The 19,639-nt window shown below is 34.3% G+C and carries 20 protein-coding genes; all 20 read right to left on the bottom strand.

Annotated features, from left to right (window positions below; all coding sequences use genetic code 11):
* Position 1 precedes the first annotated feature (1 nt).
* The 20 genes from rplT to mtaB all read right to left on the bottom strand — a co-directional run bounded on the left by rplT (position 2) and on the right by mtaB (position 19,636).
* Complete coding sequence (rplT, locus tag DTUR_RS06795; RefSeq protein WP_012583668.1) at positions 2–343, bottom strand: 50S ribosomal protein L20; 342 nt, start codon at positions 341–343, stop codon at positions 2–4.
* A 20-nt stretch (positions 344–363) separates the two neighbouring features.
* Positions 364–564, bottom strand: a complete 201-nt coding sequence (gene rpmI / locus DTUR_RS06800) for a 50S ribosomal protein L35 (RefSeq protein WP_012583669.1) — start codon at positions 562–564, stop codon at positions 364–366.
* Complete coding sequence (gene infC, locus DTUR_RS06805) at positions 557–1,114, bottom strand: translation initiation factor IF-3 (RefSeq protein WP_012583670.1); 558 nt, start codon at positions 1,112–1,114, stop codon at positions 557–559. The genes rpmI and infC overlap by 8 nt, the downstream gene beginning before the upstream one ends.
* Before the next feature lie 25 nt (positions 1,115–1,139).
* Complete coding sequence (locus DTUR_RS06810; RefSeq protein WP_012583671.1) at positions 1,140–2,381, bottom strand: sigma-70 family RNA polymerase sigma factor; 1,242 nt, start codon at positions 2,379–2,381, stop codon at positions 1,140–1,142.
* Positions 2,382–2,411: 30 nt separating this feature from the next.
* Complete coding sequence (dnaG, locus tag DTUR_RS06815; protein WP_012583672.1) at positions 2,412–4,145, bottom strand: DNA primase; 1,734 nt, start codon at positions 4,143–4,145, stop codon at positions 2,412–2,414.
* The gene (locus DTUR_RS06820) at positions 4,146–5,183 is read right to left on the bottom strand and encodes a deoxyguanosinetriphosphate triphosphohydrolase (RefSeq protein ID WP_012583673.1); all 1,038 of its coding nucleotides are present in this window, start codon (positions 5,181–5,183) and stop codon (positions 4,146–4,148) included.
* Between the two features lie 46 nt (positions 5,184–5,229).
* Positions 5,230–7,899, bottom strand: a complete 2,670-nt coding sequence (gene ppdK / locus DTUR_RS06825; RefSeq protein WP_012583674.1) for a pyruvate, phosphate dikinase — start codon at positions 7,897–7,899, stop codon at positions 5,230–5,232.
* Between the two features lie 103 nt (positions 7,900–8,002).
* Positions 8,003–10,072 (bottom strand): glycine--tRNA ligase subunit beta, encoded by a 2,070-nt coding sequence (gene glyS, locus DTUR_RS06830; RefSeq protein ID WP_012583675.1) that lies wholly within the window; start codon positions 10,070–10,072, stop codon positions 8,003–8,005.
* Positions 10,065–10,964, bottom strand: a complete 900-nt coding sequence (glyQ, locus tag DTUR_RS06835) for a glycine--tRNA ligase subunit alpha (protein ID WP_012583676.1) — start codon at positions 10,962–10,964, stop codon at positions 10,065–10,067. The genes glyS and glyQ overlap by 8 nt, the downstream gene beginning before the upstream one ends.
* Before the next feature lie 2 nt (positions 10,965–10,966).
* Entirely contained in the window at positions 10,967–11,677 is a 711-nt protein-coding gene (gene recO / locus DTUR_RS06840; RefSeq protein WP_012583677.1) for a DNA repair protein RecO, read from the bottom strand.
* On the bottom strand, positions 11,661–12,320 hold the full coding sequence (deoC, locus tag DTUR_RS06845; RefSeq protein WP_012583678.1) for a deoxyribose-phosphate aldolase: 660 nt from the start codon (positions 12,318–12,320) through the stop codon (positions 11,661–11,663). Before deoC ends, recO begins: the two co-directional genes overlap by 17 nt.
* A 9-nt stretch (positions 12,321–12,329) precedes the next feature.
* Complete coding sequence (era, locus tag DTUR_RS06850) at positions 12,330–13,226, bottom strand: GTPase Era (protein ID WP_012583679.1); 897 nt, start codon at positions 13,224–13,226, stop codon at positions 12,330–12,332.
* On the bottom strand, positions 13,223–13,618 hold the full coding sequence (gene cdd, locus DTUR_RS06855) for a cytidine deaminase (protein WP_012583680.1): 396 nt from the start codon (positions 13,616–13,618) through the stop codon (positions 13,223–13,225). The genes era and cdd overlap by 4 nt, the downstream gene beginning before the upstream one ends.
* Positions 13,611–15,221, bottom strand: a complete 1,611-nt coding sequence (locus DTUR_RS06860) for a CTP synthase (RefSeq protein ID WP_012583681.1) — start codon at positions 15,219–15,221, stop codon at positions 13,611–13,613. The genes cdd and DTUR_RS06860 overlap by 8 nt, the downstream gene beginning before the upstream one ends.
* Positions 15,214–16,530, bottom strand: coding sequence for a hemolysin family protein (locus DTUR_RS06865; RefSeq protein WP_341271213.1), 1,317 nt, complete (start codon positions 16,528–16,530; stop codon positions 15,214–15,216). Before DTUR_RS06865 ends, DTUR_RS06860 begins: the two co-directional genes overlap by 8 nt.
* Positions 16,509–16,871 carry a diacylglycerol kinase gene (locus tag DTUR_RS06870; RefSeq protein WP_012583683.1) on the bottom strand — a complete coding sequence of 121 codons (363 nt, stop codon included), beginning with the start codon at positions 16,869–16,871 and terminating at the stop codon, positions 16,509–16,511. The genes DTUR_RS06865 and DTUR_RS06870 overlap by 22 nt, the downstream gene beginning before the upstream one ends.
* Positions 16,871–17,299, bottom strand: coding sequence for an rRNA maturation RNase YbeY (gene ybeY, locus DTUR_RS06875; protein WP_012583684.1), 429 nt, complete (start codon positions 17,297–17,299; stop codon positions 16,871–16,873). Before ybeY ends, DTUR_RS06870 begins: the two co-directional genes overlap by 1 nt.
* Positions 17,296–18,186, bottom strand: coding sequence for a PhoH family protein (locus tag DTUR_RS06880; protein WP_012583685.1), 891 nt, complete (start codon positions 18,184–18,186; stop codon positions 17,296–17,298). Before DTUR_RS06880 ends, ybeY begins: the two co-directional genes overlap by 4 nt.
* A gap of 9 nt (positions 18,187–18,195) precedes the next feature.
* Complete coding sequence (gene rpsU / locus DTUR_RS06885; RefSeq protein WP_012547397.1) at positions 18,196–18,366, bottom strand: 30S ribosomal protein S21; 171 nt, start codon at positions 18,364–18,366, stop codon at positions 18,196–18,198.
* A gap of 16 nt (positions 18,367–18,382) precedes the next feature.
* Positions 18,383–19,636, bottom strand: coding sequence for a tRNA (N(6)-L-threonylcarbamoyladenosine(37)-C(2))-methylthiotransferase MtaB (gene mtaB / locus DTUR_RS06890; RefSeq protein WP_012583686.1), 1,254 nt, complete (start codon positions 19,634–19,636; stop codon positions 18,383–18,385).
* Positions 19,637–19,639: the final 3 nt, after the last annotated feature.

Raw genomic sequence — 19,639 nt, forward strand, 5'->3', positions numbered from 1 at the left:
CTCATTTTACTTTGTTCACCAATGCCTCAAAAGCCTTTGGTTCATTTACACACAAGTCTGCAAGAACTTTCCTATTAAGCTTTATATTTGCTTTTCTGAGCAAGCCCATGAATTTACTGTAAGATAAGCCATAATTTCTTAAAGCCGCATTTATTCTTACAATCCAAAGTCTTCTAAATTCTCTCTTTTTTCTTCTTCTATCAATATAAGCATCATATAGAGCTTTAATTACTGATTGATTTGCAATCTTAAAAATTCTACTTCTTCTACCCCTGTAACCTTTTGCTAATTTCAGTATCTTCTTATGCCTTTTTCTTGTTATTGTTCCACCTTTTACTCTCATCTTTCATCTCTCCCCTATTTTTATAAATTGTATGGAAGCATCCTTTCAACTTTCCAGCGATCCACACTTTTTATTTCCCCAGGAATATCAAGTCTTCTCTTCCTGGATTCTGATTTTTTACTTAAATTATGCCTTTTACCAGCTTTTTTGTGCAGAATTTTACCAGTAGCAGTGACTTTAAATCTTTTTGCCGCAGAAGATCTCGTTTTAAGCTTACTCATCTTTTACCTCCTCTAATACAGCTTTTTTTGTAGAAGTTTTCTTTCCTGGAATCAACATAGTAACCAAAGACATACCCACCTGTTGCCCCTTTTTCTCGGCTGTACCCAAGTCAGATATGTCTTGTAAAATTCTTTCTAAAAGTTTATCACCCCACTCGTTATAAATCAATTGTCTTCCTTTGAAAAGTATTATTAAACGTACCTTATATCCTTTTTCAAGAAATTCTCTTATCTTCCTAAGCTTAACTTGATAATCATGCTCTTCAATGTTAGGTCTTATTTTTATTTCTTTAACTTCTGAGGCTATCTTTTGGTTTTTCTTTGCTTCTTTTTCCTTTCTTGCAAGCTCATACTTAAACTTACCAAAGTCCATTATTTTACATACGGGAGGATTAGCATTAGGAGCTACCTCTACTAAATCGAGATTTCTTTCTCGTGCAAGTTTTAAAGCTTCACTAACTGGCATTATACCTAATTGCTTTCCATCTTCATCAACCACCCTAATCTCCCTTGCTCTTATTTTCTCATTAACCCTGTAATCTTTATCTATTGAAATACACCTCCTTGAAAAGATTTTAATCTTCTAAATAATCTTTTATTTTCTTGCTCCTACTTGGATGTCTCAGCCTTCTTAAGGCTTTTGCCTCAATTTGTCTTATTCTCTCCCTGGTCACATTAAATAACTTACCAACCTCCTCTAAGGTTCTTGGTTGATTATCCTCTAAACCAAATCTTAATTTTAAGATTTCTCTTTCTCGTTCAGAAAGTTCGTTTAATAATTCTTCTATATCTTTTTTCAAAGACTTCTGTACAGCAATATCTGCAGGACTCAAATCTTTATTTTCTACAAAATCAGCTAACCTATTATCCTCATCTTCTCCTACAGGCATTTCAAGAGAAAGAGGCTCCTGTCCCATCATACTAATTTCTCTTACCTTTTCAGTTTGCTGTTTTATCTCCTCCTCAAGTACATGTCTTAATTCTTTAGCTTCTTCATTTATCTTCTCTTTGGTTAGTTCCTTTTTTCCTTTTGTCTTAAGGTGCAATTCTACAAGTTTTTTAGCTATTTCATCCAAGGACAACATGCTAATTTCTACAATCTCATCATCGGAAATCTTTTCACCCGATTCCTGGTATACTTCAAATTCCTGTAACTTCTGCTGTATGACAAGGAATTTTGCTATGTCCTCCTCTGTAGGTTTCCTACCTAAGCTCTGGGTAAGGAGTCTTGTAATCTTATGGATCTTGTTCATAGTTTCTACCATATGAACAGGAATACGAATAGTTCTCGCCTGATCAGCAATAGCTCTTGTTATTGCCTGTCTTATCCACCAAGTAGCATAGGTAGAAAACTTATATCCTTTTCTCCAATCAAATTTCTCTACAGCCTTTATAAGACCAAGATTTCCTTCTTGGATTAAATCCAGAAAAGAAAGCCCTCTTCCAATATATCTCTTAGCCACACTTACTACGAGTCTTAAGTTTGCCTCTATAAGTCTTTTCTTCGCATCTTCATCTCCCTGTTCCACTCTCTTAGCAAGTTCTATCTCTTCTTCAGGAGTTAATAAAGGAATCTTTCCTATCTCTTTCAGATACATTTTAACAGGATCATCTAATTCAATTTCCTCAGGAATTTCAACTTCCTCTTCCACACTTTCAGGAAGCTTATCTTCTTTAACATCTACATAAAGATCCTCATTATCTACTAACTCATGACTTTCAAGAAATTCTTCAACTTCTTCTATACTTTCCTCAGGATATGGAAACTCCGCAAGGACTTCCTCAGGAGTCACCTTTTGAATTTTCTTTTTAGGCATATAAAATCATCTCCTCCTCAAAGTTATTTTTTAATCCTTCACTTCTAAAAGACTTCTTAAGAAATAAATTTCTTCCATCAATTCCTTCTCTTTTGCAGGGTCTTCTACTTTAGATAGTTCTTCAATTAGTTTATTAATCTCCTTCTTTATCCTCAATTTTTGAAAATGATCCCATAAAAAGGGAATAACTTCCTCTTGATTAATAAACTCTTCTCCCGACGATATCGCCCTATCTATAAGTACTCTTTTATCCTCATCCCATAAATTCAAAAATTCCTCTAAGGTTCCTTCCCAAATTCTCCATTTTTTTAATACTTCTTGATACAATGGGAAGGAAAAGTCTTCAGGACTCATATTTCTAATCTGCGAATTATTTGTCTTTAAAAGAATCAAACCTAAAAGTACTTCCTCCGTTTTTGAGACTCCAAAATAACGTGTTATCTCAATTTTAACATCATTCCTATAACTCCTATCAGAGAAAATCCGCTTTTGAATTTCTCTTTGAAGACCCTCTTCGGGAACTCCCAGTTTCCTACTTATTACTGGGAGATATTGCTTTATTTTTTCCTGCTGGACTAGTATATTTTTACTACGAAGAATTGAAGATGTCAATATTTCTATAATTTCTTCTAATTTTTCTTTAAAGTTCATGGGAAGATTTAAGGTATTTTCAATTAAAAAATCTAAGGATGTTTTACTTTCTTTAACGAACCTCAAAAATTCTTCTTTTGAATACTTCTGAACAAATTCATCTGGGTCTTTTACATCATGAGGCAAAGAAAGCCAATAAACCTCAAGCCCCTCTAATTCAAGAAGAGATAAAGCTCTTTTTCCCGCTTGGTAACCTGCAGAATCTTGGTCATATCCTAATATTACTTTGTTAGTATAACTCTTTAACAGTTTTGCTTGATGGGAAGTAAATGCAGTACCCAAGGAGGCAACTGCATTAGTAATTCCTGCCTGGTGGAGAGAAATAGCATCCATATATCCTTCTACTAAAATAGCTTCTCCTTCCTTTTTAATGCTTTCCTTTGCCTGATATAAAGCATACAGATTTTTTCCTTTACTGAAGAGATCGCTTTCAGGAGAATTTAAATATTTTGGCTCCTCGCCTGTTAGGGTTCTACCTCCAAACCCTATAACTTTTCCCCTTGGATTCATTATTGGAAAAACAACTCTCCCAGCAAAAGGATCCTTCCATTCATCTTTTATAAAATAAAGTACCTTTGCTTTAAGAATATCATCTTTTGAAAATCCCTTCTTCTCAAGATATTTTAACAGTAGGGTTGGATTTAAAGGAGCATAGCCTAATAAAAATTTCTCTTGGATTTCTGATGACACACCTCTTTTTTTTAAATACAACCTACCCTCTGCCCCATATTTACTATTAAGGTATATGTGATAGAAAGTAGCTACTGCCTTGTTTATCTCTAAAAAAATATTAGCCTCAGCCGAAATCCTTTCATCTTTTTTTGGGAGTTCCAAACCAACTTCTCGAGCAAGTTCCTCCAAAGCTTCTCGAAAGGTAAGATTTCTATAATTAATGAGAAAGGAAAAAACATCTCCTGCTGCTCCACATCCAAAGCAATGATAAAGCCCTTTATCAGGACTAACGTAAAAAGACGGAGTTTTTTCTTGATGAAAAGGACACAACCCTACGTAATTTTTTCCTGTCTTTTTTAAATTTACGTACCTTGATATGACATCAACTATGTTAACTCTTTGTTTTACCTCTTCCACAAAATCTTCCCATGCAAGACTCATTTAGAAAAACCTCCATGGTTTTGGTATAAATACATTCTCATAAAGCTCTATGGCATATCTATCAGTCATTCCTGCTAAAAAATCTCTTATCTTTATTATAATATTCTCTTCCTCGGAAAGATTTTGAGGAAGCTTTTGAGGATTTTTCATAAAATATTCAAAGAGACCTGTTAATAATAATTTAACTTTATCATTTTCAGACTTCACATGTGGATTCACATATAATTTCTCATACAAAAAAGCTCTCATCTCCTCAATAGCATCAAGGATTTCAGAATCAAATACCAATCTATCTTTATTAATACTATTTGCCACAAGATTTTGGACCATAGTATTAATTCTTTCTCTATGAGTCCTTCCCAAAACATCTAACACCTTTTTAGGAATGTCTTTTTCTCTTATAACACCAGCCCTTATGGCATCATCAAGGTCATGATTCAAATAAGCAATAACATCAGAAAATCTAACCACTTCAGCTTCCAAAGTCTCGCATACTCGACTCCCAAAACATTTCCTAAAATCTTGCTGTCCTTTGCTATGTTGAAGAATGCCCATTCTAACTTCATAGGTTAGATTTAATCCCTTTCCATTATTTTCAAGCCTATCTACAATCCTTAAACTCTGCTCCGCATGAGAAAATCCTAAAAGTCCATAGGATTTAGAAATCTCATCTAAAACATCCTCTCCCATATGTCCAAAAGGAGTATGTCCAAGATCATGTCCTAAAGCTATAGCTTCCGTTAAATCTTCATTTAAAAATAAAGCTCTCGCAATAGTTCTTGCTATCTGAGAGACTTCAAGGGTATGAGTCAAACGAGTTCTATAATGATCTCCTTCAGGAGCCAGAAATACTTGCGTCTTATGTTTTAACCTTCTGAAGGCTTTAGAATGTATAATTCTGTCTCTATCTCTTTGAAAACGGGTTCTTATAGAACATTCTTCTTCAAAAAATAGTCTACCTTTACTATTACAACTTAGGGTTGCATATGGGGACAAGAATAGTTTTTCTCTTTCTTCTAATTTCTCCCTAATAGTCATTTTTCAGGGGAGGGAAATTTTTCCCTCCCCTTCTTTTATCACCTCTCTAAGCAGTTCTATCTACAAACTCCATTTTCTTTTGATGTTTTAAAGTAGCTTGAGCAGCTGCTAATCTCGCCACAGGCACCCTAAATGGGGAACAACTTACATAGTCAAGTCCAATAATATAACAGAACTCAATAGATTTTGGATCTCCACCATGTTCTCCACATATACCCACTTTAAGATCGGGTCTTGTACTTCTACCTTTTTGAACCGCTATCTTCATCAATTCTCCTACACCCTCAGTATCTAAATGTTCAAATGGATCCTCTTCCACATATCCTTTCTCTCTATATCTTCCTAAGAATTTACCTTCTGCATCATCACGGCTGAATGCAAAGGTCATCTGGGTTAAATCATTAGTTCCAAAAGAGAAGAATTGAGCAACCCCTGCAAGTTTATCTGCAATAAGTGCTGCTCTCGGAACTTCAATCATAGTACCAACTTTATATTCAATATTGACCCCACTTTCCTCAATCACCTGTTTTGCTACTCTATGGATAAGATCACCTAACACTTTCATTTCGGACTCTAAAGCCACAAGAGGAATCATTATCTCTGGTTTTACAGGCAATCCTTCTTTGGCTACTGCTACTGCTGCTTCCATAATTGCTCTAACTTGCATTTCAAAGATTTCTGGATATACCATGCCCAATCTACACCCTCTAAATCCTAGCATTGGGTTAAATTCATGCAATCTTCTTACCACCGAAAGGAGTCTCTCTTTCTCTTCTAATTCTTTACCCGTGATTCCCTTTGCTTTCATCAGCTCTACTTCTACAGTAAGATCTAAAAGTGGTGGTAAGAACTCATGAAGAGGAGGATCAATTAATCTTATAGTTACAGGTTTTCCTTGCATTGCTTTAAAGAGTCCAATGAAATCTTCTCTTTGAACAGGAAGAAGTTTATCAAGAGCTTTCCTCCTATCTTCTTCTGTCTCTGCAAGAATCATTTCTTGAACCAAGGGAAGTCTATTTCCAAGGAACATATGTTCCGTTCTTGCAAGTCCAATACCCTCTGCTCCGTACTCAAAGGCTTTTTGTGCATCTTCAGGAGTATCTGCATTAGCTCTTACTCCAATCTTTCTTATCTCGTCAGCCCAAGAAAGAAGCTCTTTAAGCTCCTCACTTAATGTGGGTGGAATCATTGGGACTTCTCCAAGTATAACTTCTCCAGTAGAACCATCTATAGTTATAATATCATCTTTCTTGATTACTACATCTCCTACTGTGAATTCCTCCTTGTTTAGATCTATTTTTATGGCTTCGCATCCTACCACTGCTGGTTTACCCATTCCTCTTGCCACTACTGCTGCATGACTTGTCATTCCACCTCTACTTGTGAGCACACCCTGAGCAGCAGCAAGCCCGCCTATATCATCGGGAGTTGTCTCAGGTCTGACAAGTATAACTTTCTCTCCTTCTTTACCTCTCTTTTCAGCTTCACGAGAAGAAAACACTACTTTACCTGATGCAGCCCCAGGAGATGCTGGAAGACCTTTTGCAATAACTTTCTTTGGAGCATTAGGATCTATCTGGGCATGAAGAAGCTGATTTATTTGATCAGGAGAAACCCTTAGTATAGCCTCCTCTTTAGTAATTAAGCCTTCTTTTACCATATCTACTGCAATTTTTACCGCTGCCCTTGCAGTTCTTTTTGCATTTCTCGTTTGAAGCATATATAACTTTCCTTTTTCAATAGTAAACTCAATATCTTGAACATCTCGGTAATACTTTTCAAGTAAATCTCTTACTTCAAGAAGCTGCTTATACACTTCAGGCATCTCTTCAGCAAGTTTAGAAATAGGTTGTGGTGTTCTAATACCTGCTACTACATCTTCTCCCTGTGCATTGGTTAAATACTCACCATAAAACTCTTTCTCGCCTGTAGATGGGTTTCTTGTAAATGCTACTCCTGTCCCACTATCATTCCCCATGTTTCCAAATACCATAGTAACAATATTTACTGCAGTACCATAGTCCTCAGGGATATTATGGAGTTTCCTATAAATGATTGCCCTTTCGTTGTTCCAAGAATCAAACACTGCTCTAATCGCCATTTCAAGTTGCTCATAAGGATTTTGTGGGAAATCTTTTCCCGTTTCTTTCTTTACAAGCTCCTTATATGCCTCTACTACCTTTTTCAACGTATCAGCTGAAAGCTCACTATCAAGTTTAACCCCCTGTTCTTTTTTGTAATGATCTAAAATTTCTTCAAATTTTTCATGAGGAATTCCTAAGACCACATTACCAAACATTTGAATAAATCTTCTATAGGAATCATAAGCAAATCTCTCATTGTTACTTCTTTTTGCAAGACCTTCTACTGTCTCATCATTTAAACCAAGGTTTAAAATTGTATCCATCATGCCTGGCATGGAAACAGGTGCACCAGACCTAACAGAGACAAGAAGTGGATTTTCCGGATCGGCAAATTTCTTTCCGGTTTTTTCCTCTAATTTTTTCATTGCTTCCAATACTTCTTCCATTAGTCCTTCTGGAAGCTTTTTACCATTTTCATAATATTCCTTACATACTTCTGTAGTAATTATGAATCCTGGAGGAACAGGAAGTCCTGCTTTAGTCATGTCAGCAAGCCCAGCACCCTTACCGCCAAAAAGCAAACGATTTTTACCATCCGCCTCTTCAAATAGATATACTCTCTTTTTTGACATATTCCATCCTCCTTACCTTTATATTTTTTTAAAGCTCTTAAATTTATCTTAAAGAATTATATCATAATCCCTCTGAAACTTATTTTAATAAAAGTTTAAAAAGCTAATTTAATTTACTCCAATCCAAAACTTCCCAAAACAAAGACTTTATTGCAAAAAGGAGAGACAAACGATTTAACTTCTCCTCCTCATTAGGAGACATGACAAGAACATGGTCAAAGAAGCTTTCAATATGATCAGAAAATTCCTTTAGGAAATCATAACCAAGTAAGACTTTATAATTACCTTTTAAAATCTCTTTAGAAATTTCTTTATTAATTTTCACATAATCTCTATAAAGCTCTTTTTCAAAAGGAGAATTAAACAGGTTTTCATTAATCTCCTTAGGACTGAAATCCTTTGGTAGTATTCTATAAAGCCTATTTAATGCTCTCTTTAATTTTTCATAGGGGTCCTTTTCTTTAAATTCCCTTATAAAGTCTACCCTTCTTTTCAACTTCCATAACTCATCATATCCTACTTCCATCACCGCTTCTACTATATCATTGGGATACTTATCTAAAAGAAGGTTTCTCAACCTTTGTCCAATAAAGAGCATGCCTTTTTCAATCTGAGATATAGGACATTTATCACTAAATTTATAAACCTCAAAGGATTTCATAAAAAGATTTCTCAAATTTAATTTGAAATCTGTTTCTAAAAGAAGTCTTAAAAGCCCCCCACTTATTCTCCTTAGACCTATAGGATCCTCAGATCCTGTCGGAAACAAATCTAACGCAAAATATCCAGTAAGACTATCTACTCTATCTGCAATTCCTAAAACTGTTGAAAGAGGATTTTTAGGAATCTGATCCTCTAAAGTACGAGGATAAATATACTCCCCTATTATCTGAGGTATAGGCTCTCTTTCTCCACTAATTTTAGCATAAATACTCCCCATGATACCATGTAACTCAGGATATTCACTGACCATCAAGGTTCCCAAATCAGCCTTATAAAGATCTACTGCTCTTTCCAAAATTTCCTTCTCCTCAGTACTAAGCTCTAAAATATTTGCTATCTCTCTTACAAGGATTCTTACTCTTTCTACTTTATCTTTAATAGTCCCTAACTGTTCTTGAAAAATGATCCCTGACAGTTTTTCAGAGTATTTCTCTAAGGGACACCTTATATCCTCATTATAATAGTACTCCGCATCAGCAAGCCTTGCCTTTAGCACCTTTTCATTCCCTTGTATCACTACTTCCTTATAATTTTCTGTCCCATTTCTTATCACAATAAACTTGTTAATTAAATTTCCTTCTTTATCTCTCAAAGGAAAATATCTTTGTTTCTTTTCCATGGTAACAATAAGTACAATTTCAGGAAGAGTTAAATATTTGCTATCAAATTGACCTAAAAGAGCAGTAGGATATTCCACAAGATAGGTAACTTCCTCTAAGAGATCTTCATCATAAGAAAGAGTCAAAGAATTGCTGTTAGCGATCTCCTTAATATGTCGCAAAATTTCGTTTTTTCTTTCATTTTGATCTACAATAACATAATTTTCTTTCATCAAATCAATATAGGAATCAGCATCCTTTATTTCAATAGGAGTTTGGGGCAAAAATCTTGGTGGTCTTGAATATCTTGAAGATTTCACACCTGCCACTTCAAACTTTACCTCTTCACTCCCATACAATGCTACGATCCATCTTATAGGTCTGCCAAAATAAAAATCTACATTTCCCCATTTCATCATTTTAGGAAATCTGATGTTTTTTAAAAGAGAAACAGCATAATCTGGAAGTATTTCTAAAGTATTTACTCCCTCCTTAATCCTCTTTAAAAATATGTATTTACCTCTTGGGGTTTCTTTTATATAGAGAGCCTCTAAGGATGCTCCATATTGTTCTGCAAATCTTTTAGCAACCTCTGTCCATACTCCATTTTTATATCCCACATGAGCTGCAGGACCTCTAATTTCTTCTTCTTGAGATTCCTGTTTTTCACTAAGATTCTTTATATAAACCACAAGCCTTCTGGGAGTAGCCCAGGTCTTAATATCTTCAAAACTTATCTTCTGGTTCTCAAAGTAGTTCAAAGAGAAATCATAAATCTGCTTTATAGCAGGATCCAGAAAATGGGCAGGCATTTCTTCAGTTCCTATTTCTAAGAGAAAATTCTTACCCAAGTCGAGCCTCCTCCTTTCTCCATGCCTTGTTGAGAAGAGGAAAACCAAGAGCTTCTCTACTCTTTAAATAATTTTCAGCAGCCCTTGCAGCAAGACGCCTAATACGAGATATATATTGACTCCTTTGTACCACGCTAATGGCTCCTCTTGCATCCAACAGATTAAAAGTATGAGAACATTTTAACACATAATCGTAAGCGGGAAAGGTCAAACCCTGATTTAAGAGCCTTTCTGCCTCTTTTTCATATTCATTAAATAAAAGTCTAAGCCTTTCCACATCTGCTAATTCAAAATTATAAATACAGTTCTCAACCTCACTTTGAAGATGAACATCTCCGTAGGTCACATTATCTTGCCATTTTATAGCTTTGAAATCATCTACCCCCTGAATATACATAGCAATACGCTCAAGTCCATAGGTAATCTCTGCTGATACAGGGAAAAGATCAAATCCACCGCACTGTTGAAAATAAGTAAACTGAGTAATCTCCATCCCATCAAGCCAAACTTCCCATCCTATCCCCCAAGCTCCAAGGGTTGGAGATTCCCAATTATCCTCTACAAACCTAATATCATGCTTTTCTATCTCTATTCCAAGATACTTTAAACTTTCAATGTAAATTTCCTGAACATCAGCAGGAGAGGGTTTTAAGATTACCTGATATTGATAATAGTGCTGTAGTCTATTTGGATTCTCACCATATCTTCCATCAGTAGGTCTTCTTGAAGGCTCCACATAAGCTACATACCAAGGCTCAGGACCAAGCACCCTAAAAAAAGTTGCAGGATTCATAGTTCCTGCTCCTACTTCAATATCATAAGGTTGTTGAATAATACATCCCTGATTATGCCAAAATTCATTTAATTTAAATATTATTTCCTGAAAGAGCATACTCATACCTCCTGCTCAATTCTTTCTATCATTCTATCTATTAAATTAAAAATCTTATCACTAAAACCAGTCTCTCCCATAATTAATTCATCAAAAGTTCTATCTAAAATCTCATTAAACTTAATAACTTCTTCAGACTTTATCTTCAGAGACTTCAACGTCCTACAATCTTCACAGTAAATTTTACGATTATCTAAATCAAAATAAACATACTCATCTTTTAATAAATCTTTATCACATCCTTTACATTTTAGTTCTACCTTACTAATATACCCCAGTTTTTGTAAAAGTTTTATCAAAAATACATCTCCTGAATATTTATTTATTAAATTCCAATTTTTCAGAAATTTATAAAGGTACTCATAAATTTCTAAATCTTTGACCTCTAATGGTATAAACTTATCAGCCTTTTTAAGATATTTGGAAAGGATAATAAATTTGTCTACATCTTTTATAATCTCAAAAAACTTCTCATAAGAATCCCAGAAAATTAAAAGATCTACCTCTCTTCTCTTTACAAAATACCCCTTTCCAATAGAAAAAATGTTTACTTTTCCCCTTAAACGGTTTTTAATCTTTAGAGCCCCTCTCGCTATGGCAAGAAATTTTCCCTTTTCTTTGCCGTAAATTGTTAACAAAAGATCTCCCTCTCCTACTTTTTTTTTAAACAATATTATGCCCTCTTCATAATAATACCTATTTTCCAAGCCCATTTATTATACTCACTCCACTGGAGGTTCCAATCCTATCTGCTCCTGCATTTATCATTTCTAAAGCTTGTTCAAAGGTTCTAATACCTCCAGATGCTTTAACCTTCAGGTCATTACCAGCAATAGATTTTAGTAATCTAACATCCTGTACAGTAGCACCTTGAGGACCAAAACCAGTAGATGTTTTAACAAAATGGGCTCCACCTTCTTTTATTATTTCAGTAGCATAAATCTTCTCCTCATCTGTCAAATAGCACGTCTCAATTATTACCTTAACTACCTTGCCTTCTGCAGCTTTTACTACCTCTCTGATCTCAGATATCAAATAGTCTCTTTTCTTGTCTTTTAAAGCCCCAATATTTATAACCATGTCAAATTCTTCTGCTCCAAGTTTAAGAGATTCCCTCACTTGATAAACTTTCATGGAAGTAGTACTTGCTCCCAATGGAAAATCAATCACTGTACATATCTTAACTTTGGTATCTTTTAGTAACTCTTTTGCATAAGGAATATAATAGGGATTTATACATACAGAATAAAAACCGAACTCTTTTGCTTCGTTACACAGTCTTTCAATATCCAAAAGAGAAATATTGGGCCTTAAAAGAGTATGGTCTATCTTCTGAGCAAGCTCGTATCTATTCATTTTTTCACCTCACTCGTATCCTAATTCTCTTAATATTTCTGGTTTCTTTCTCCATTTTTCCCTAACCTTTACCCAAAGATCAAGATAAACTTGCTTTTGATAATAAGACTCAATCTCCATCCTTGCTAAAGTACCTATTTTTTTAAGCATTTGACCATCTTTTCCAATAATAATTGCTTTTTGTGTTGGTCTTTCTACAATAATAGTTGCTCTAATGTACAGTAGATTACCATCTTTTTTTTCCTCAATGTCATCTACATAAACAGCCACAGAATGAGGAACCTCTTGATAAGTTAAGTGGATAATTTTCTCTCTTATTATTTCAGCAATAAAGAATTTATCCGTTTGGTCTGTCAACATATCAGGAGGGTACAAAAATTCACCTTCGGGGGCTATTTCTTTAAGTTTTTCTATAAGTAATTCTTTATTCGTGCCATAAAGAGCTGAAATTTCAATAATCTTTTCTTCTGATACCCCTAAGGCAATAACCTCTTTTTTCCTTTCCTCTATAGATTTGGATGAAACCATATCTATCTTATTTAACAACACCAAATAAGGTTTACCTTGATCTTTAACAAATTTGAGTAAAGTTCTATTATCATCGTCTAACTCTACCGAAGAGTCTATAACATATAGTACAATATCTGAGTCTTCAATGGTTTTTTTAATAGTCTTTTGCATATACTCTCCCAATAAGTGTTTAGGAGGAAACCAACCAGGAGTATCAAGAAAAATAAATTGGGCATCCTCTAAAGTGAGAACTCCAAGAATACGCTGTCTTGTAGTTTGAGGTTTATCAGCCACGATAGAGACCTTTTCCCCCACTAAAAGATTGATTAAAGTAGACTTTCCAGCATTAGGTTTACCCACTATACTTATGTATGCAAGCTTTGTCTTTCCCATCATTTGTTAGCCTCCAAATCAAATCCTAAAGGTAATATATCCTTTACTCTATAAGTCATAAATTTGCCCTTTTCTTTATCATAAAGCAATATTTCCATATCTGGTGAGAATTCAAACATAACCTGTCTACATGCACCACAAGGAGGAACCCCACTTCCATCCTTACCTACTATAACTATTTTTGAGAACTCTCTTTCTCCTTCACTTACTGCCTTAAATATTGCTACCCTTTCAGCACAAATAGTCAATCCATAAGATGCGTTTTCAATATTAGTTCCAAGATATACCTTACCATTTTTAGTAAGTAGGGCAACTCCCACAGGAAAATTAGAATAAGGGGAATAAGAATTTTCTAAGGCTTTTAATGCCAATTCATATAGCTTTTTGTTATCCATTTTTTTTCTCTTTCTCCTTTATTACATTCTCTATAAATCCTTTAAACAAAGGATGGGGATTTAAAGGTCTTGATTTATATTCTGGATGAAATTGAGTAGCTATGAAAAATGGATGATCAGGAATCTCAATTATCTCAACTAATTCTCCATCAGGAGATTTTCCTACAATCTTTAATCCATGCCTCTCAAATAATTCCCTATACTTATTGTTTACCTCATATCTATGTCTATGCCTTTCATATATAATTTCCTTTTGATAATATTTATAAGCTAAAGAGGACTTATCAAGTACACATGGATATGCACCAAGTCTCATAGTTCCACCCTTTTCATTGATATTCTTCTGGTTAGGCATCAAATCAATTACAGGATCTGGTGTATTTTCATCAAATTCACTGCTGTTAGCATACTTTAACCCAATACTTCTTGCAAATTCAATTACAGCACATTGAAGTCCTAAGCATAATCCTAAGAAGGGAATTTTGTTCTTTCGAGCCCATCTAATACCTTCTATCATTCCTTCTATTCCTCGAGCTCCGAATCCGCCAGGAACTAATAATCCCTCAGTACCTTTAAGTACATCATCTACATTTTCAGAATTAACCTTATCACTTTCTACCCATCTAATATTCAACTTTACTCCATAAAATCTTGTAGCATGTTTTAAAGCCTGTACTACACTTATATAAGCATCAGGCAAAGTAACGTATTTACCCAAGATTGTAATGTTTACTTCACCTAAAAGTTCTTTATTAACCATTGCTTTCCAATCTTCAAGATTACTTTTTCTATTTTCCAGACCTAAGAGTTTACAAACCAAATCCCCTAATCCCTCTTCCTCAAAGTAAAGAGGAATTGCATATAGATCTTCCACATCTACACCTGTAATTACTGCCTCTGGCTCCACATCAGTAAACAAAGCAATTTTTTCTCTTATACTCTTTGGAAGTTTTGTCTTTGCTCTACAAAGGATTATATCAGGCTGAATACCTATACTTCTAAGCTCCTTTACACTATGCTGGGTGGGTTTCGTTTTTAACTCTCCTGTAGGAAAAAGTGAAGGCACAAGAGTTACATGAAGATATATAACATTATCTTTACCCACATCTTTTCTAAACTGTCTTGCAGCTTCTAAGAAAGGTAATCCTTCAATATCGCCTACTGTTCCTCCAATTTCAACAAGAACTATATCTGCTCCCGTTTCTTTTGCTACTAATTTGATACTGTTTTTTATCTCTTCAGTTATATGAGGAATGATCTGTACTGTTGACCCCAGGTATTTACCTTCTCTTTCTTTCCTAATCACTGAAGAATAGATCTTGCCAGTGGTTACATTGTTTATAGCAGAAAGATTAACATCTAAAAACCTTTCATAATGCCCTAAATCAAGATCAGTCTCAGCCCCGTCTTCTGTTACAAACACTTCTCCATGTTGATAAGGGTTCATAGTTCCAGCATCCACATTTATATAAGGATCAAATTTCAAAGCTGTAACATTAAAACCTTTACTTTTTAATATCCTCCCTAAGGAAGCTGTAGTTAAACCTTTTCCAAGAGAAGATATAACTCCACCTGTAACAAATATGAACTTTGTATCACTCATCTTTTTCCTCTTCTCCTTCTTTTTTAATTTTTCTTATTATTTTCACCTTTTCTATTCTTTGCCTTCTAACGCTATCTATTACTATAATTAAATTTCCAAGATCAATTTGTTCCCCTCGAGAAGGCACCCTGTTTAATAAGTCTAATATAAGACCACCTAAAGTATCATACTCCGTCTTAGGCAGAGTCATACCCCATGCCTCCTCAAGAATATCATTTAACTCATAAATATTTATCTTTGCATCCACCACTAACGTATTTTCGTCTATAAAATTAAACTTATTTTCCTCTTTATCATATTCATCTTCAATTTCTCCTACAAGTTCTTCTAATACATCTTCAAGGGTTACAAGTCCTGCTGTACCTCCATATTCATCTACAACTATAGCTAAATGAGCCTTCTTCTTTCTCATCTCATTAAAAAGCTCATTTATCTTCATATTCTCAGGCACATATATAACATCCCGTAAAATGTCTCTTACTTTTATATTAGGATCCTTCTCTGCAAGAGCTTTTAACACATCCTTTGCATGTACTATACCCACTATATTATCAATACTACCCTCATATACTGGAATTCTTGAATGTCCCTCTTCTATAATTTTTCTCCAAACTTCCTTTAAAGGACTGTCTACACTAACACAAACCATATCTATTCTTGGAACCATAATTTCATGAACTTCAGTATCAGTAAATTCTAAGACATTATTTATGAGTTCTTTTTCTTCTTTCTCAATAATACCCTCTTTTTCTCCTACATTCACAAGGGTTAAAAACTCATCTACAGTAGCAAAAGGAGAGATATTTTCTTGAGTCTTACCTACAAACTTGTAAAAAATATTACTAAATCCTAAAATCAATTTTGTAATTGGTATAAATATTATGTAAAAGGGATAAAAAACATTAATCACTGCTAATGCATATTTTTCTTTTAACTTCAAGCCAAAACTCTTAGGAATCACCTCTCCAAATACCACAATAAAAAAGGTACTCACGCCCGTAGCAACAGCAACACCAAAATTCTTAAATGTAGCAAGAGCTATTTTGGTGGCTATTGCCGAGATTAAAACATTCACAAAATTATTGGCAATAAGAATTGTGCTAAGCACTCTTTGACTATTTTCCATAAGTCTAACAATTTTTATTGCCCTTTTGTCTCCATTCTCAGCCAAATGATGAAGTCTAATCTTAGGAAGAGAAAGAAGAGATGTCTCAAGAGCTGATAAAAAACCCGAAATAATTAATAGAATTAAAAGCGATAAATATTCCAGTTTAACTTCACACCCCTTTAAATTAATCTCGACAGGTATTTAAAAAAGATTAATAATCCTGAAACTAAAGCTATTAATGCCAGTATAAAAACTGCTGAAGCAGAAAGATCTTTGACTATCTTTATTTTAGGCGAATATTCTTCGGAAAGCACATCCATAGCCCTCTCAATAGCGGAATTAAAAAACTCAGCACTTATTACCACACCACACCACATAAATATTAACAACTTATCCGTTAGATCAAAGTTTAGAATTAAGGAAAATAATACAACTAGTAAAGCTATAAATGCTTGAATTTTTATATTTCTTTCATATTTCAAGCCAAATTCTAAGCCTTCCACAGCCTTTGTAATACTTTCAATAAGATTCCTATTCCTCATTATCTCCACAAAGATATTAGCTTTTTTGTTTCCTTTTCCATTTTCTCATATTCTTCATCATTCTCATGATCATAACCAAGTATATGTAAAAGCCCATGCAAAGTCAAAAAAGCAACTTCATCTATAAGAGTCTTATTATTTTCCTTTGCCTGAATTTTAGCAGTATCTATAGATATATAGATCTCTCCTACTATTCTTCCCTTAGGATCCTTTCCAAGAGAAAAAGAAAGAACGTCGGTAGGTGTATCTTTCCCTCTATATTTGCTATTTAGCTCTCTTATTTTTTCATCATCTACTAAAACCACCGAGATATCATATTTATTCGGAAGAAAACCTTCCTTCTTAAAAACTTCTTTTACAAAGTTTTTAACTCTATCTTCTTCTTTTTTGTCAAAACATCCATATAGATCAAAGATATTAACACTCATTTATTTATCTCCCATCTTTCGTAGGCTTTTATAATCTCCTTCACTATATCGTGGCGTACCACATCTTTTTCTGTAAGCTCTACAAATCCTATACCCTTTATTCCTCTTAATATCTCCCACGCATGAGTTAATCCAGAAGTTCTTCCCACATCAAGATCTGTTTGAGTTACGTCTCCAGTCACAACCATCTTACTTCCTTCTCCAAAACGAGTAAGGAACATCTTCATCTGCATAGGAGTGGTATTTTGGGCTTCGTCCAAAAGAATAAAAGAATATTTAAAAGTCCTTCCCCTCATATAAGCAAGAGGGGCAACTTCTATCATACCCTTTTCTATGTACTTATTAAGTTTCTCTGAACCTAATAGCTCCTCCAAAAAATCATATAGAGGTCTTATATAAGGATCTACCTTTTGTTGAATATCCCCAGGGAGAAAACCTAATTTTTCTCCTGCCTCCACCACTGGTCTCGTTAAAATCATCTTTTGCACCAAATTATTTTTCAACATATTCAAACCCACTGCTATAGCAAGAAAACTTTTCCCTGTACCTGCGGGACCTTTTGCTAATACTATATAGTTTTTCTCGATTTCTTCCACATAATTTTTCTGCCCTGGGGTCAAAATCCTAACTATTTTTTTATCAAAAACAAGTACCTTATGGACTAGAAGGGTCCCACTTTTCTTGGAAATAGAAATTTGATCTAATAAAAAAGCTTCCACTCTTTTAACAGACTCTGGCTCTCCATAGATCACTAATTTATTATCTTCCACTTTAATTTTTACATTATCTATTTCTTCTATTTTCTCAATGTTATTCAATATTTCTTCTCTATAACTTTCCACATCCTTTGGAATTATTATCTCTGTCCTTAATAGTGACCTTTCCATAAAACCTATTTACTTCTTTTTCTTAGATTGAGCCTTTTTTCTATTCCTTTTTTCGCTAGGTTTCTCATAATATTCATGCCTACGAATATCTGCAAGAACACCATCTTCCTGCAATTTTTTCTTAAATCTCTTCAATGCACTATCAAGACTTTCATCTTTTCCTACTCTTACTTCAGTCACAATCTTCCCTCCTTTCTTATAATGTAACTTTTACTTTACTCTCCAAAACTTCGCCCCATACTTTTTCTTCTTTATTATCTACCTTCAATAGTCTTACCTTTATATATTCACCCTCCTTTAATAATAAATTACTTTCAAACTCTACTTTTATATAGTTATCAGTTGTACCTCTATATAGATTTTCCTTTCTTTCTTCAACCATAACTTCTAATTCTTTCTCTATGAATTTACTTACATATCTCTCCCATAAGTCATTACTTAATTTTATCAATTTTTCCTTCCTTTTTGTAATCACTTCATAAGGTAAAGGCTTTAATTTATAAGCCGGAGTAAAAGGTCTTGGTGAATATGGGAAAACATGTATCCTCATAAACCCCATTCTCTCTGCAAAAAGATAAGTGTTATTAAAATTTTCCTCACTCTCTTCAGGATAACCCACTATTATATCAGTAGTTATGGCCACATCGGGCACCTTTTCTCTTAATTTATAGACTATCTGCTCAAAATATTTAGTATCATACCTTCTGTTCATCTTCTTAAGAATCTCATCATCACCACTTTGAAGAGGTATATGCCAATGTTTACATAACTTAGGATGATCCGCAAGTTTTATCAACCCCTCTGTTATATCCATGGGTTCTATAGAGCTTAGTCTTATTTTAACTAAACCATCCATCTCAAAAAGTTTTAAAAGGAGTTTGGACAAGGCATCTTTGTCTCCCAAATCTCTTCCATAAGCTCCTAATCTTATCCCTGTCAAAACTATTTCCTTAAAACCATTTTCAACAAGTTTTTGGGCTTCCTCCATTACCTTGTCAAAAGGTTTACTTCTTTCTCTACCTCTTAAGTAGGGGACTATACAATAGGTACAAAAATTATTACATCCATCTTGAATCTTCAATATTGCTCTTGCTCGATCTTCGGAGGTTACAAAAGCTGAGTCTTCACTTCCCCCAAAAAACTCCCACTTTTGCTTATTATCTAGAACAAAATCTAAAACAAGCTTTTCCGAGGACAAGTTAAGCCTTTCCGCATAACAACCTGCAAGAGCAATTTTAGCATTAGGAAAGCGATTTTTGATAAGATTAATTAGTCTCCTTGCTTTTCTCTCAGCAACATGCGTTACAGCACAACTGTTTATAAATATTAAATCTGCCTCTTTTCCAAAAGGAACAATCTCAAAACCAGCATTTCTTGCTAATATTTTTAAGTTTTCAGTTTCATATTGATTTACCTTACACCCAAAGGTATAAAAAGCAACTTTTCTCAAGAT

The sequence above is a fragment of the Dictyoglomus turgidum DSM 6724 genome, from assembly GCF_000021645.1.
Classification (GTDB): Bacteria; Dictyoglomota; Dictyoglomia; order Dictyoglomales; family Dictyoglomaceae; genus Dictyoglomus; species Dictyoglomus turgidum.